The sequence below is a fragment of the Pseudarthrobacter sp. 10T415 genome, assembly GCF_056394175.1.
The window spans coordinates 203,848-217,800 of record NZ_JBFTHJ010000004.1 but is presented as its reverse complement, the minus strand read 5'-3'; the positions used below and the strand labels follow the sequence as shown (position 1 = coordinate 217,800).

General features: G+C 63.5%; 11 protein-coding genes. 1 reads left to right on the top strand and 10 read right to left on the bottom strand.

Annotated features, from left to right (window positions below):
* Positions 1 to 3 precede the first annotated feature (3 nt).
* The 6 genes from AC1DBN_RS08420 to AC1DBN_RS08395 all read right to left on the bottom strand — a co-directional run bounded on the left by AC1DBN_RS08420 (position 4) and on the right by AC1DBN_RS08395 (position 7,188).
* Positions 4 to 726 (bottom strand): GltB/FmdC/FwdC-like GXGXG domain-containing protein, encoded by a 723-nt coding sequence (locus tag AC1DBN_RS08420; protein ID WP_091723497.1) that lies wholly within the window; start codon positions 724 to 726, stop codon positions 4 to 6.
* Complete coding sequence (locus tag AC1DBN_RS08415; protein ID WP_091723498.1) at positions 714 to 1,634, bottom strand: class II glutamine amidotransferase domain-containing protein; 921 nt, start codon at positions 1,632 to 1,634, stop codon at positions 714 to 716. The genes AC1DBN_RS08420 and AC1DBN_RS08415 overlap by 13 nt, the downstream gene beginning before the upstream one ends.
* Positions 1,635 to 1,672: 38 nt before the next feature.
* The gene (gene glnT, locus AC1DBN_RS08410) at positions 1,673 to 3,106 is read right to left on the bottom strand and encodes a type III glutamate--ammonia ligase (RefSeq protein WP_477722995.1); all 1,434 of its coding nucleotides are present in this window, start codon (positions 3,104 to 3,106) and stop codon (positions 1,673 to 1,675) included.
* Between the two features lie 430 nt (positions 3,107 to 3,536).
* Positions 3,537 to 5,720: a glycoside hydrolase family 3 N-terminal domain-containing protein gene (locus AC1DBN_RS08405; protein WP_477722994.1), complete on the bottom strand. Its 2,184-nt coding sequence runs from the start codon at positions 5,718 to 5,720 to the stop codon at positions 3,537 to 3,539.
* Between the two features lie 45 nt (positions 5,721 to 5,765).
* Positions 5,766 to 6,158 (bottom strand): C-glycoside deglycosidase beta subunit domain-containing protein, encoded by a 393-nt coding sequence (locus AC1DBN_RS08400; protein WP_091723502.1) that lies wholly within the window; start codon positions 6,156 to 6,158, stop codon positions 5,766 to 5,768.
* Positions 6,148 to 7,188, bottom strand: coding sequence for a sugar phosphate isomerase/epimerase family protein (locus AC1DBN_RS08395; RefSeq protein WP_477722993.1), 1,041 nt, complete (start codon positions 7,186 to 7,188; stop codon positions 6,148 to 6,150). The genes AC1DBN_RS08400 and AC1DBN_RS08395 overlap by 11 nt, the downstream gene beginning before the upstream one ends.
* A gap of 291 nt (positions 7,189 to 7,479) precedes the next feature.
* On the opposite strand from AC1DBN_RS08395, the gene AC1DBN_RS08390 reads away from it, so the two are divergent.
* Complete coding sequence (locus AC1DBN_RS08390; protein ID WP_322788303.1) at positions 7,480 to 8,982, top strand: GMC oxidoreductase; 1,503 nt, start codon at positions 7,480 to 7,482, stop codon at positions 8,980 to 8,982.
* A 69-nt stretch (positions 8,983 to 9,051) separates the two neighbouring features.
* Here the strand turns inward: AC1DBN_RS08390 and AC1DBN_RS08385 are convergent, their stop codons facing one another.
* From AC1DBN_RS08385 to AC1DBN_RS08370, 4 genes are read right to left on the bottom strand one after another with little or no spacing between them, the layout of a single operon-like run.
* Positions 9,052 to 10,587, bottom strand: coding sequence for a family 43 glycosylhydrolase (locus AC1DBN_RS08385; RefSeq protein WP_091723507.1), 1,536 nt, complete (start codon positions 10,585 to 10,587; stop codon positions 9,052 to 9,054).
* Positions 10,584 to 11,420 (bottom strand): carbohydrate ABC transporter permease, encoded by an 837-nt coding sequence (locus AC1DBN_RS08380; RefSeq protein WP_091723508.1) that lies wholly within the window; start codon positions 11,418 to 11,420, stop codon positions 10,584 to 10,586. Before AC1DBN_RS08380 ends, AC1DBN_RS08385 begins: the two co-directional genes overlap by 4 nt.
* 6 nt (positions 11,421 to 11,426) lie before the next feature.
* Positions 11,427 to 12,386: a carbohydrate ABC transporter permease gene (locus AC1DBN_RS08375; RefSeq protein WP_091723510.1), complete on the bottom strand. Its 960-nt coding sequence runs from the start codon at positions 12,384 to 12,386 to the stop codon at positions 11,427 to 11,429.
* Positions 12,387 to 12,420: 34 nt separating this feature from the next.
* Positions 12,421 to 13,743 (bottom strand): ABC transporter substrate-binding protein, encoded by a 1,323-nt coding sequence (locus AC1DBN_RS08370; protein WP_477722992.1) that lies wholly within the window; start codon positions 13,741 to 13,743, stop codon positions 12,421 to 12,423.
* Positions 13,744 to 13,953: the final 210 nt, after the last annotated feature.

Sequence of the window (13,953 nt, the reverse complement as noted above, 5' to 3'; positions counted from 1 at the left end):
CTCCTAGTAGGCGGTCGAGTTGTCGACGTGGAAGTGGTAGAGGTTCCGGGCGGAGCCGTAGCGTTTGAAATCGGCCGGGTTGTCGGTGCGGCCGGCGGCTTCGAGGAGTTCGGCGAGTTCTGCGAGATGTTCTTCGCGGACCGGCTTTTCGATGCAGTCGGCACCCAGGGAGGCTACGACGCCCTTGACGTAAATCCGGGCCTCGTAGATCGAGTCACCCAGGGCATCGCCGGCGTCGCCGCAGACCACCAGGCGGCCGGCCTGGGCCATGAATGCGGACATGTGGCCGATGTTGCCGCCCACCACGATGTCCACGCCCTTCATCGAGATGCCGCAGCGTGCACCGGCGTTGCCGTCGATGACCACCAGGCCGCCGTGGCCGGTGGCGGCAGCGGACTGGGAGGCATCGCCCTGTACGTGGACCGTGCCGGACATGATGTTCTCGGCCAGCCCCACGCCGGCATTGCCGGTGACGGTGACGCTGCCCTTCTGGTGCATCCCGGCGGCGTAGTAACCGGCATGGCCTTCGATGGTCACGGTGACGTCGGCGTTGATGCCGACCGCGAGGCTGTGCTTGCCGCCCGGGTTAGTGATGGTCCAGGACTGGCCGTCCACGGCGTTGTGCAGGTCCTGGTTCAGGCTGCGGACCGGTGCATCGGCGAGGTCCACCACTGTGGGGGCCTCCAGTGCGGGAGCAGGTGCTTCGGGGGCTGTCAGAGTGACCATGTGTAGACCTTTCCGGGTTCCGGTTCAAAGATGCGGGCGTTGTCGATGCCGGGCAGGGCGGCCAGGGCGCGGTATTCGGAGGCCATGGCCACGTAGTCATCGGTTTCGGCGATGATGGCCGGCTTGCAGGCGATGGGGTCGCGGACCACTGCCATGCTGTCCGCAGTGGTAACCACAAGGGTGTAGAAGCCGTCCAGGACCTTGCCCAGGTTCACCAGTGCTTCCTCGAGGGTGTCGCCCTGTTTCAGCCGGGAGGCGACGTAGCGGGCGCCCACCTCGGTGTCGTTCTCGGAGTCGAACACCACGCCTTCACGCTTGAGGCTCCGGCGGACGGTGGCGTGGTTGGAGAAGGAGCCGTTGTGCACCAGGCAGAGATCGTCGGCCACGGAGAACGGGTGCGAGCCGCCCGCTGTGACGGCCGATTCGGTGGCCATCCGGGTGTGGGAAAGGCCCTGGCTGCCGGCCATCCCTTCCAGCCCGTGCTCGGCGGCGATCTCCATGGGGTGGCCCACGCTCTTCATCACCGCCACGTGCTCGCCCCGGCCAATGATGGTGGCGCCGGGCACGGTTTCAGTGACGGCCTTCACCAGCAGGTCCGTCCCGACGGCGGCGCTGACCAGGGTGGTGTCGCCCACCACCTGCACGGCTGCTGCCGCATCGGCTGGAAGCACGCCGGCGAGGAGCGCCGCGACGTCCGCGGTGAGTGCCGCCGTCGTAATCCCCTGGTCCCGGCCGAGCAGGCTCAGCGTGGAGGTGCCCGGGGAGACCAGGCCCGGCGTGTTGTAGACGGCGAGGCCGGCGGAGTCCGGGCCGCGGTCCACGATCTGGCAGAGCATCGAGGACAGCAGGCTGCCCATCTGGGGGTGCAGCGAGGGATTGCGCAGCTGCAGCGCGGCGATTCCGCACATTGGTGGGGGTCCTTTGCTTGTTGGTGCTGGTGGGTGGGCTAGATCGAGGTCAGGTACGTGCGGATTTCCCAGTCGCTGACCTGGTTGTGCCAGCTGAGGAACTCGTCTTCCTTGGCGTTGGCGTAGTAGGCGCCGATTGCCGCGTCGCCGCTGAGGCTGGCCAGGATGACCGGGTCCCTGCGGAGTGCTTCGACGGCGTGCAGCAGCGTGGCGGGCAGGAGGTGGGCGTCCGGCCTGGACTCCCCCGGGCCGGACGGCGTGCCCGGGTCGATCGACCTTTCCACCCCGTCCAGGCCTGCGGCAACCGTTGCAGCGATGGCCAGGTACGGGTTGGCGGACCCGTCGCCGGAGCGCAGTTCGATCCTCTTGTTGTCCGGCACGCGGATCATGTGGGTGCGGTCATTGCCGCCGTACGATGCCTTCCGCGGGGACCAGGTGGCGCCGGACGAGCTGGTGGTGGCGCCTGTGCGCTTGTAGGAATTCACCGTGGGGGCGAGGAAGGCCTGCAGCGCCGGCGCGTGGTCCAGGATCCCGCCGATGAACGAATAGGCGAGGCCGGACAGCCCCAGGCCGCGTCCGCCGTCGTCCGCTGTATCTCCCGCTTCCGGGAACAGTGCGTTGCTGTCCGACCATAGGGAGAGGTGGAAATGCAGGCCGGTGCCGGTGCGGTCCGTGAACGGCTTGGGCATGAAGGTGGCGGTCATGCCGCGCTGCTCGGCCAGGATGTTCAGGATGTAGCGGAGCGAGACCACGCGGTCGGCCGTAGTGAGGGCATCTGCGTAATTGAAGTTCTGCTCGAACTGGCCGGCGGCGTCCTCGTGGTCGTTGGCGTAGTTGCCCCAGCCGAGGCTGTTCATCGCCTCGGAGATGGCGGTCAGGTGTTCGTACATGCGCGTGACACCGCGGGCGTCATAGCAGGGCCGGGGCGAATCGTCGCGGGCGTCGGCGGTGCTCAGCGTCCCGTCGTCGTTCCTGTTGACCAGGAAGTACTCCACCTCCGCACCCACCTTGGCCTGCATGCCCTGGTCCGCGAGGCGCGCCAGGGCGTTCTTGAGGATGACGCGGGGGGCGTAGGGCCAGGGCTTGCCGTTGACGTGCGGATCGCAGTGGATGATGGCCAGGCCCTCCTTGATGAAGGGCACCGGGGTGAAGGACGTGAGATCCGGGACGGCGATGAGGTCCGCGTCCTGGGGCTTCTGGCCGATGAGGCCCGCGGCATAGCCGGCGAAGCCCATGGCGCCTTTTTCGAGTTCGCCGGCAGCTTCCACCGGGACCAGCTTGGCGCAGGGCTTGCCGGTCATGTCCACGAAGGTGGCCAGGAGGAAGCGGACGTTGTGGGCGCGGGCAATGTCCGCGAGGGAGATGGTGGGCGCGTCGGCGGGAGTTTCCGGGCGGGCTGCCGGCGGCTCGGTGCGTGCCGGAGTGGTGAACTCCGCCGCGGGGGTTACAGCAGGGGTTGCGACACTTGTCATCGAAACATTCCTGTCCGGGTTGGTGTTAGCTACTAGTAAACATTGTTGCACCAGAGTATCCAAGCAGACATTTCATGCGTCGGGCGGGGAGGTTAACTCGATGTTTCTCCGGACTCACGGTTTCGGCGGGCGCTTGCTTCCGGGGTTGTTCGCGGGCCAGAGCCGTCACGGTTCGGATGTGCGTACAAGCCGCGGATTCGGGGCGGACGGCAGAACAGCCGGACACAGCAAAGCGGCGGCCACCCGTGATGGGTGGCCGCCGCTGGGCGGTATTGGGGTGGCGACGTAGCCAAAGGTTCGCGCTGCCCCGCTCCAAACTGAGCTTCTGCGCCATGCCGGGTCCAATGTGCACCGACCGGCCGGCCCCGGATGAGGACCGCTCCCCTTACGCGCCTGAGCTTTAGCGGGCAGCGCAGGAGTCCGGCCTCGCTCAGGAGACGCGGAGCTCCACGACCTTTGCGTGGTCCAGGCCGCCGCCCACATGGATTTCGAAGGTACCGGCCTCCACAGCGTAGTGATCCTGGTTGTCCCAGAAACCGAGGTCCTTCCAGCCCAGCTCGAAAGTCAACGTTGTGGACTGGTCCGGGTTCAGGGTTGACCGGGTGAACGAGCGCAGCCGGCGGACGGGCTGGGCCAGCGACGCCACCAGGTCCCGAATGAACACCATCGTGACTTCGTCCCCTGCCACGGCCCCGGTGTTCGTGACGGAAACCGACACCTCAACTGATCCGCCGGCCCGGAGATCGTGCAGGGAAATACTGGCCGGGGTCACGCTGGGCCCGCCGTACTGGAAGGCGGTGTAGCTGAGCCCGTGCCCAAACGGGAACTGCGGTCCCAGTTCAAGGTCCCTGTACTTGGACGTGTAATGGTCATCCGTGTTGCCTGGACCCAGCAAGCCAACGTCGTGGGCGCCGCCGTCGACCGTTCCGGAAATCGTGGCCGGGCGCCCCGTGTTCTCGTGGTCGTAGTAGATGGGCACCTGGCTGGAAGACCTGGGGAACGTCATGGGCAACCGCCCACCCGGGTTCACTGCGCCACTCAGGGCACGGGCCACGGCACGCGGGCCTTCCAGCCCCGAGTGCCACGCCTCCAAAAGCGCCGGCACAGCATCGATCCAGGCGGCGGTCACCAATGGCCGCCCGTTGAACATGACAATGGCCGACGGCGTGCCCGTGGCAGCCACAGCAAGGATCAACTCTTCCTGGGCGCCGGGAAGCCGGAGGTCGCTGCGGGAGTTTGCCTCCCCTGACAGCGCCGAAGGTTCCCCGACCGCCACTAGAATCGCGTCGAAATCAGCGGCATCAGCCACGGCCTGGGCTATCGATCCGGGTGCATCACCAAAAAAGCCCGCGGCGTCCCGTACGGTCAGTTGCCATTCCGGGCATTCTTGCCGGATTGCGTCAGCCAAGGAACCGGCAGGTTCGGCAAAGGACTGGACCCAGGCACCGAGATGATCAGTGCTGTTGGCGTAAGGTCCCACAAGGAGTACCCGCTGGGGGGCCGGTCCGAGCGGCAGTACGGACTGGTTCTTGAGCAGGACCAGCCCCTTCTCCGCAGTGGCCAGTGCAGCCAACCGGCTGTCGGGGGACGGTACTGTCACCTCGTGCTCGGGGACCACGTAAGGATCCTCGAACAAGCCCAGCCCAAGTTTCAGGCGGAGAACGCGCCGGACGGCATCGTCCACGCGTGCCACCGGCACGTCGTCCGGCCCAAGGCGAGCGTCGCCGTCGGCCGTTGTGACGTTGCCGCCCATTTCAACGTCCAGGCCGGCCGCAAATGACTGTCTCAACGCATCATTGAGGTCTTCGGCAATGCCATGGTCCAGCAGATTAACCACGCCGTCCGCGTCACCCACCACAACACCCTCGAATCCAAACTCGTCCTTCAGGATGGAGGTCAGCAGGTGGTGGTTGGCGTGCGCCGGCCGCCCGGAAACTGTATTGAATGCGGCCATGACAGTGGCCACGCCGGCGTCGACAGCAGCCCTGAACGGGTCCAGGTAGACATTGCGGAGCCGCTGGCTGGAAACATCAACGGTGTTGTAGTCCCGCCCACCTTCCGCCTGGCCGTAGGCCACAAAGTGTTTGGCACACGCCAGTATGGAACCCGGATCACCCAGGGATTCCCCTTGGTAGCCGCGCACCTTCGCCGCTCCGAACACACTGTTGACGTAGGCGTCTTCACCGAAGCCTTCAACAACGCGGCCCCAGCGAGGATCCCGGGACACATCGATCATGGGCGAGAACGTCCAGTTGACTCCCCCGGAGGCCGCCTCCTGCGCTGTGACGCGGGCATCCACCTCTGCAGTGGCCGGATCAAAGCTGGCCGCCTGGGCGATAGGGACCGGAAAAGTTGTCCGCTGTCCGTGGATCACATCCAACCCCACCAGGAGCGGGATGCCATGGGGCGTTTCCTCGCGGGCGATCCGTTGCAGCTCATTGGTGGCAGCGGCACTGCGCGGCCAGAAGATGGCTCCGATCCCGCTGCGGACCAGCTCCGCAGCATCCTCCAGCCGCGGGCGGAAAGCTATTTGGAGCTGGGCGAGCTTCTGTTCCCACGTCATGGATTCCATGAGGTTTTCCACAAGCTCGTGGTGTACCGGCGCCAATGTCACCGTTGATCCTTTCGTTGATGGTGGACATTGCGCCGGCTACGGCGGTCAGTCCCGGAGGGTCAGTACCTTTTGATCGGCTCCACCGCCCGGAACGGGCATGTAGGAGATCCTCAACCGTTCGCGTACTGCCACGGCGTGCTCGCCCCGCCCCAGTCCGCCTGGCCTGTCCACGGCAACTGTTGCAATTTCGCCCATTTCCCAGCGGTCATCGAAGATCCCGGGGAGGTCTGCGAGTTTGTAGGTATTTCCGTGGACGGTGAGGGATACCGCGGAAGCCGGGGCTGTCTCGCCGTCGACGGTGACCTGCACGTCCTCCACCATGGAAAGCCCTAAACCGCGGTAGTACGGAAGCCGCACGCCAAGCTGGAAGCCTGTGACGTCGTCGCCCTTGACCACGTTGCGGAGGGTGTCCTCAACGATCATGTATTTATCGAACACTGTGACCTCCCTGGGCAGGGGCGCCTGCGGCGACCCCCGCGTCCTCACCGAGCAGACGCTCAAACATCCTGTGCTGCCGGCGGACCTGCTCTACGCTGTCCACCTCAAAAATGTCCTGGATATGCCTGTTGCCCTCGTACTCGCTGGAGAGGTAGCCGGTGTACCCGCCCTCAATCAGCACCGGGATGATCCTGTCGTAGGGAATGCTGTACTCCACGCCCTCATCCGTCATCTCATAGAACTTGGCCTGGATGTGGTGGATCAGCGGCATGTGCTCCAGCATCCCCCGCGGATCATTCCAGGTGAGGAAGGTGGAAAGACGGGCAATGCCCTGCTCCACCGGGTTGGCACCCATGTAGTTGAAGGTGTCCATGAGCCCGTGCACGTCCCCATGGTTGTTGTACGTTTCCACCGCGAGCTCCACAAAACGGGGCCGGGCTCCGTCGCGCAGCGCCCGGTCCGACATGACCCGGGGGAAACGTTCAACGAACGTACCCATGTCCGGCATGAAGCCCAGAGCCGGAGACTGCAAGCGGTGCATGACCTCCAAATGCCGGATCACCCAGGGGTGCTCGTAGTGGAAGGGCGCATGAACTTCCAGAAGCAGCTTCAGGCCCAGCTGCTCAGCGTAGGAGGCGCAGGCTTCCATGACCTCCGGCGGGGTGTTGATAATGGCTCGGACGTGCTTGGCGCCCATCCTCTTGGCGATGTCCAGGTCCTTGCGGACAGACTCCGTCATCTCATCCAAAGTCATGACCCGGCCGGGGTACCGCTTGGTATCCAGGAAAAGGTCCGTGGCCACCGTGGTGGTGCCGTACTTTTGCATCCAGCCGTCCCACGTGCGGTAGAAGGCTTCGCCGGGATCCGGGTATCCGGCCATGGACTGCTCGGGGATGACCTCGATCCCCAATGCCCCTATGGACGCGGCCTCGCTGACACAGTCCTCCAAGGACATCTTCTTCAGGAAGCACTCTTCCTGGTAACTGTAGAAACTGACTCCACGCTTGATCTGATGGGCGGTATCCAACACCCAGCTCCTCGTATTTGGCGCGCACTGAACGCGACATGTCGCACCGACCTACGACGGGCGTAGTCCAACGCTACTGGCGGCAGGCGGCAAATGGCAGTGGAAGCCGGATCAGGAACCCCGATGCCCTTCATCCACAGATCGAATGACCCGCAGGTGCTCCCGGGCACGTCCACCAGCTAGCGTTTCTACCAGGTGCTTGCATCGACAGGGCACGCAAACGTGCGCTGATGCTCCCGGGCACCGTGCTGCAGGTTCACACGCCGGGCACTGAGTGATCCGTGAAGGATTCCCGTGAAAACCCCAAACCCTATGTACGACGTCGTCATTGTTGGCAGTGGACCCACTGGCGCCGCCTACGCCCGAATTCTCCATGACGAGGCTCCCCGGCTGCGGGTCCTCATGGTCGAAGCCGGCCCATCGCTGTCCGAACAACCAGGCCTGCACGTCAAGAACCTGCCGGATCCGCAGGCAAGGGCTGCCGCCCAGCTGGCATCACAAGGTCCGGTCACGTCTCTCAGCCCGGAGTCCCCGGTCCCCGGGCCGGGGCGGCCGGGGACTTTCCTGCTGCGTCCGGACGAGCTCGCTCCCCGCGCCGGGATGCCGGCCGCCGCGATGTCCAGCAACGTTGGTGGCATGGGTGCCCACTGGACCTGCGCCTGCCCCCGGCCAGGAGCATCGGAGCGCATCTCCTTCCTGGACGACGGCACGCTGGATGCAGCACTGGCTGAGGCTGAGCGGCTCCTGTCCGTTACGTCCGGAGCATTCGTTGACGCACCCTTCTCCGGTGAAGTCCGGCGGCTGCTTGAGCATGCTTTTGACCGCACCGGTGCGGCGGCAATCCAGCCCATGCCGCTTGCCGTGCAAAAGCATCCGGATGGCACCGTCACGTGGTCCGGGACGGACGTCGTCCTTGGTCCGTTGGCTGACCCCACCACGCGCGGCGAGACCTTCGAGCTCCGTGACCAGACGCTGTGCCAAAGGGTAACGCTCGACGCCGGACGGGTCACCGGAGTGGAACTTAGAGACCTCGCCACCGGGGCAGTCTCCCTGGCTCACGCACCCGCGGTGGTGGTGGCCGCCGATGCCCTCCGCACGCCGCAGCTCTTGTTCGCCTCGGGGGTGCGGCCGCGGGCACTGGGCCGGTACTTGAACGACCAGCCGCAGGTCATCAGCGCTGTCCGCTTGCCGGCCGGTGTTGTGGCCGACGGAGTCAAGGATGCTGCCGCCGGAGCCGCACTGCACAGCGGTGTTTCCTGGGTTCCTTACACGGACGAGGAGCCTTTCCACGGCCAGGTGATGCAGCTCGACGCCTCGCCCGTACCGCTGGCTGAAGACGATCCAGTGGTGCCCGGATCGGTAATTGGCCTGGGCTGGTTCTGCGCCACCGAAACCGTGGAAGAGAACAGGGTGGAATTCGACGAGTCAAGCCTAGACCACTACGGAATGCCGCGCATGACCATCAACTACAACCTCACCTGGAAAGACCTGAGGGTCATTGATGACGCCAAGGACGCAGTGACCCGGGCCGGCAAAGCCCTGGGCACCTTCCTGGACGACAGGCCACCATTCCTCCTCCCCGCCGGCTCGTCGCTCCACTACCAGGGCTCGGTCCGGATGGGGCAGCACGACGACGGCCGCTCCGTATGCGGTCCGGATAGCCAGGTGTGGGGTACTGAGGGGCTCTATGTGGCCGGCAACGGCGTGATCCCCACATCCACCGCCAGCAATCCAACGCTGACTTCCGTGGCCCTCGCGGTCCTCGGAGCCCGGGCAATAGCCCGGAGCATGAAGTAAAAAGGAACCCAAAAGGGCTGGTCCACCATGGTGGTGGACCAGCCCTTTTTGTGACTCCGTGGTGGAGCGTCAGTCCTCCAGTGCCCGGTACCGGAAGTTCCTGAAGCGCACCTGGCCGGAGCCTGTCGCGAACAAGGCCGGCCGCAGGCTCAGAAGCTCGCCGGCCGTGTTGGTGTTGTAGCCAGACATCTCGTACCGCAGCCCGTGGCGGGTCCAGTTGACCCCATCGGTGCTGTAGTACTGAGTGACGATGTGCGCATCGCTGACAATGCGGAAGTGGATGGTTGATGCCGCCGGTGCCGGCTCCCGCCAGTAAGGAATGTTCTTTCCGGCACGATAGCTCCGGAGCCGCTCCCCGTCATGGCCCATCCCGCAGAACAGCCGGTCACTGTAATAGAGCAGCAGCCCGCCCTCGGCACCACCGGAGAATTCCGCTTCAACGGTGACCTCGTAGCGTTTGTCCCCCACGATGCATGTCAGCGGCGAACTTTCGGAGGGGTCTTTGCCGCTGGCCGTGAGAACCAGGCCTTCGTCCAATGAAACCCGCGAATACTCGTCTTTGCCAGGAGCATGGAAGGACCACTGAATGCCGAAGCGGTCCGCTGCGAAATCGTCCGAAAGCTGTATTCCGTGGCTGGTTCCTCCCGCGGCCGAAACGCCTGGAACAGGCGCCGGCAACGGCTGGGAGAGATCCCCACCCGCCGCCCGGGGCCAACCGTCGCTGTCCCATTCGATGGGCTCCACCAGAGTTTGGCGGCCCAGAGTGGTGAAGCCGTTTTCATAGGCGTGGTAAATACTCCACCATTGGCCGCTCGGGCCCTCAAAAATCGTGGCGTGCCCCTTGCTCCACCATGGTTCCGAGGCATCCCAGGTACGGATGATGGGGTTGGCAGGGCAGTCTTCCCAAGGTCCGTGAACCGAACGCGAGCGGGCTACGGTGACCATATGACCTGTGGGCGGACCGGAGGTGCCGCCCACCGCCGTCGTCAGGTAATACCATCCGCCGCGCTTGGTGAGTTTGGGTCCTTCCAGGGCGTAAGCCTCAGTCACCCAATCATCCGGGTAGCGCCAGCCGTCGTAGACATGCTCCAGGGGTCCGTCAGTGGACAAACCGTCCGGACTCAGGCGGACACGGCTGACTCCACTCAGGAACAGGTAGCGGTTGCCGTCCTCGCCCACCACATGGCCGGGATCGATATGTCCGTTGATACCCAGATTGACTGGCTCACTCCATGGTCCGGCCATGGATTCGGCGTGAATGACGTAGATCTGGGCTGGAGCCCCCGGATCAGGCGACACGGAGGTGGGAATAACGGGAACGTAGATGTAGTACCGGCCATCAACCTTGCACATGTCGGCTGCAAAGACGTTGCCGATGGGGGTGGGCAACGCCGGGCCCAGGGGACGCCAGTTAAGGAGATCCGTGGAGTGCCAGATGATCAGCCCGGGAGTGGACTCAAACGACGAAAAAGTTACGTAGTAGTCGTCACCGTCCCGGAGGATGGTGGGGTCCGGGTGGTCTCCCGCGAAAACCGGGTTGATGTAGGTACCGTCTCCCAGATCTGCGCGACGTTGACCCTCCGTGAGGACTACAAGCGAGCTCAAGATTTAACGCCTCCTGTGAAGCCTTGGATGAACTGTTTCTGTGCCACCAGGAAGAACGCCAGGATGGGGATCATGGAGATGATAATCGCCGCGAAAATCACGTTCCACTGGGAAACGCTCTCGCCGACGAAGTTGTAGATCACCACCGGCAGCGTGACCGCATCAGAACCGTTAAGGAAGATCAGGCCCGTGAAAAAGTCGTTCCAGACGATGAGTCCCGTGAAGATCGCCACCGTACCCGTAGCGGGAGAAAGCAGGGGAAAGATGATCTTCCGGAAGACCGTGAACCGGGAGGCACCATCGATCTGAGCGGCTTCCTCGTAATCCCGGGCGATGCCGTTGGTGAAGCCCATGTACAGGAAGATGGAGATGGGCAGCAGCGCACCGGCATACATGATGATGGTGCCGGCGTGCGTACCCACGAGGCCAACGTTCCGCATGCCCACATAGATGGGGATGATGGCGGCCTGGGCGGGCAAAACCATGGTGACCAGGATGAGTCCCATGGCAGCTTTGCTGAGCTTGCCGGTCCGGCGGCTCAGTGTGTAGGCCGAGATGGATCCTACAGCCACCAGTATCAGCACGCTTCCTGCCGTGATGATGATGCTGTTGAGCATTCCATCCATCAACGTCGCCTGGCGGCCGCCGCGGATGGCTTGGCCAAAAGCATCCAGGGTGGGGTTGGTGACCAGCTGCATGGCGGACGTTGTAAGGGCGTCGTTGCCGTTCTTCAATGACAGGTTGATAAGGAAGTAGAACGGCAACAGGAAGATCAGGGCAACCAGGATCAGCAGCGCCTCACGGAGCAAGGTCTTCTTCGTATAACGGAACATGATCGGCTAACCTCTGGAACTCGAACGGAGGAGGAGGCGCTGGGCCACCGTCAGGATGATGATGATCAAGGACATGACCAACGCCAGTGCGGCACCGAAGCCGAAACGTCCAAGCACAAAGGTCTCTTTGTAGATAGTGACGGCAAGCGTTTCAGATGCACCGTAGGGTCCGCCACCGGTCAGGGCCTGGATCTGGTCAAAGACACGCAGTCCGTTGATCAGCATGAGCGTCATGGCAATCACCACTGACGGCATGATGGCCGGGAGGACCACGTAGTTGAACCTCTGCCACAGGCTGGCTCCGTCGAGCGAGGCCGCCTCTTCGAGCTCCGGGGAAACCGTTGCCAGGCCGGCCAGGTACATGACCATCACAAGACCAACGTTCTGCCAGACCATCACAATGATGATTGCAGGCAGCACCGTTGATGGATCGCCCAGCCATGTCCGCTTCAACGACTCAAGTCCGATGGAGCCCAGGAACTCGTTCAAAGGGCCGCTCTGCTCGAAGATGAACTTCCAGATGTAGGACGTTGCCAGCGAGCTGAGCACCACGGGAGCGAAGATCAAGGTGCGGATGACATTGCGGGACTTAACTGTCCGGTTAAGGCCGAGTGCAAGCAACAAGCCGAGGACGTTCGTCAGCACCACAAAAGAAATACCAATAATGAACGTGTTGATGAGGGCTGTGGTGGTGGGGCCGCCCTCGGCTATTGCCGCGAAGTTGTCCCAGCCGACAAACTGCCACTTTCCCAGGCCTTTCCAGTTGGTGAAGGCAAAGAATGCACCAATGGCGCTGGGGGCGTAGTGGATGAGCACCAGGGCAAGGAGTGCAGGGGTGAACCACCACCACGTTGCGAAGCGACGCTCGGTGGCCCGGTCACCTTGGCGCCCGTTCTTTTTGCTGGGGCGGGGCTGGCGCCCGGAGACCCGGGCGCCCTCCGCTTTCTGCTCAAGTTGTGCGGTCATGGGAAGTTCTTCCAATCAGGGTTGACGCCGTGGGCTAGGCGCCGCGGTCGTACTGCTCGTCCATGGTCTTCAGAACCTGGTCAGGAGTTGCCTGCCCGGTCAAAAGTCCCTGGATACCGGTGCCGAGCGAGTCGTACACGCCGCTGTTGGGCCAGAGGTAGTTGGGCTGGGAAACGATCTTCTTCTCGGGCTCTGAGAAGTACGGTTCCAACAAGGGGAACTGCTCAGGAACCGTACTGGATATTGCCGAGGTGACGGATACGTTTCCATTGGCCTTGGCCAAGGCATCCTGATTGGCTGGCTGGGCCAGGAACTCAAGGAACTTCAGGGTGGAACCCTTGTGCTTGCCGGCAGCGTTGACTGCCAGGGCGTTGCCGGGGCTTGCGATCAGCCGGCTGTCCTCAGCCTTCTCACCCGGAAGAACAGCTACGTCGAAAGAACCGTCCTTGACCTGGGCCCTGAGTGCAGCAACAGCACCTGCCGGAGCAAATGCGGCGGCCACTTTCCCTTGGGCCACTGACGGGAAGAGCTGGTCAAAGCCGGCACCTGCGGCGCCGTCCTGGTAGCAACCGGCATCCTTGAACTTCAGGATCTGCTCCAGCACCTTCTTCCAGTCAGAGTCAGCGAAGGTGGTCTCCTTATTGGCGCGCTTGGCGTCCCACTGCGGATCCTTGGCATAAACAAGGGAGGCTGCCAGCTGCATCGCCTGGAGACCGGTGTTGGCGCCCGAGGTTCCCGCTACCGCGAAGTACGACTTGCCAGCTGCCCGTGCGGTCTTGCACTGGGTGACCAGTTCATCCAAGGTGGAGGGTTCCTGAAGGCCAAGCTCCTTCAAAACGCCCGTGTTCTGCAGCATGGTGATGGGTGCGAGGTCGGCCGGAACCGCAAAGACCTTGTCCTCGTCGTAGTACAGGTTCTTGGCGGAAGCGGGAATCGCATCCGCTGCCCATTTCTGGTCCGTCAGGTCCTGCAGGTAGCCTGCCTCGGCCAGGGACGCGAAGGACTGGTTGTTACCGCGGCCCGCCGTGACGTAGAAGAGGTCCGGCGCGTTGCCTGCCTGAAGCTGGGTGCGCATGGTCTGCCCGTGCTGGTCGTTGGGTGACTCCACCAGCTTCACCGTGATGTTCGGGTTCTTGGCCTTGAAGGCGTCGATCAGCGTCTGGTAGGGGTTCGCGGCGCCGCCGCCGGTGAAAGCCGGGGTTGCGAGGGTGATCTCAACCGGGCCCGTTTCTTCAGCGATGGGTGCGGTGCTGTTCGTGTCACCGCCACCGCAGGCGCTCAACGCCAGTGCGGTGACGGACGCCAGCGCTGCAACGGAGAGGAACCTCCGGCCAGCTGGGCTGGGTGCATTCTTCATAATGTGGCCTTTCATGACGTCGTTGTCCTGACCATCAAAAATGATCAGTGGATTCGAGCCTTGCGTCAGTTTGTGTTTCCTGGATCACAAGCTGGCTCCTGTCATTCAAGGTAGGGCAGGTCAGAGCGGCCATGGAAATAGTTATCGTCTATGCTCACCATCTTCTCTCTGCATGCCTGTTTCCTCCCACTGGCAAATAGCCGCGTTTAG

Coding starts and splice junctions, on each gene's coding strand:
- AC1DBN_RS08380 (WP_091723508.1), bottom strand. CDS start 11,420: ATGTTCCGTTATACGAAGAAGACCTTGCTCCGTGAGGCGCTGCTGATC.
- glnT (WP_477722995.1), bottom strand. CDS start 3,106: ATGACAAGTGTCGCAACCCCTGCTGTAACCCCCGCGGCGGAGTTCACC.
- AC1DBN_RS08420 (WP_091723497.1), bottom strand. CDS start 726: ATGGTCACTCTGACAGCCCCCGAAGCACCTGCTCCCGCACTGGAGGCC.
- AC1DBN_RS08415 (WP_091723498.1), bottom strand. CDS start 1,634: ATGTGCGGAATCGCCGCGCTGCAGCTGCGCAATCCCTCGCTGCACCCC.
- AC1DBN_RS08370 (WP_477722992.1), bottom strand. CDS start 13,743: ATGAAGAATGCACCCAGCCCAGCTGGCCGGAGGTTCCTCTCCGTTGCA.
- AC1DBN_RS08375 (WP_091723510.1), bottom strand. CDS start 12,386: ATGACCGCACAACTTGAGCAGAAAGCGGAGGGCGCCCGGGTCTCCGGG.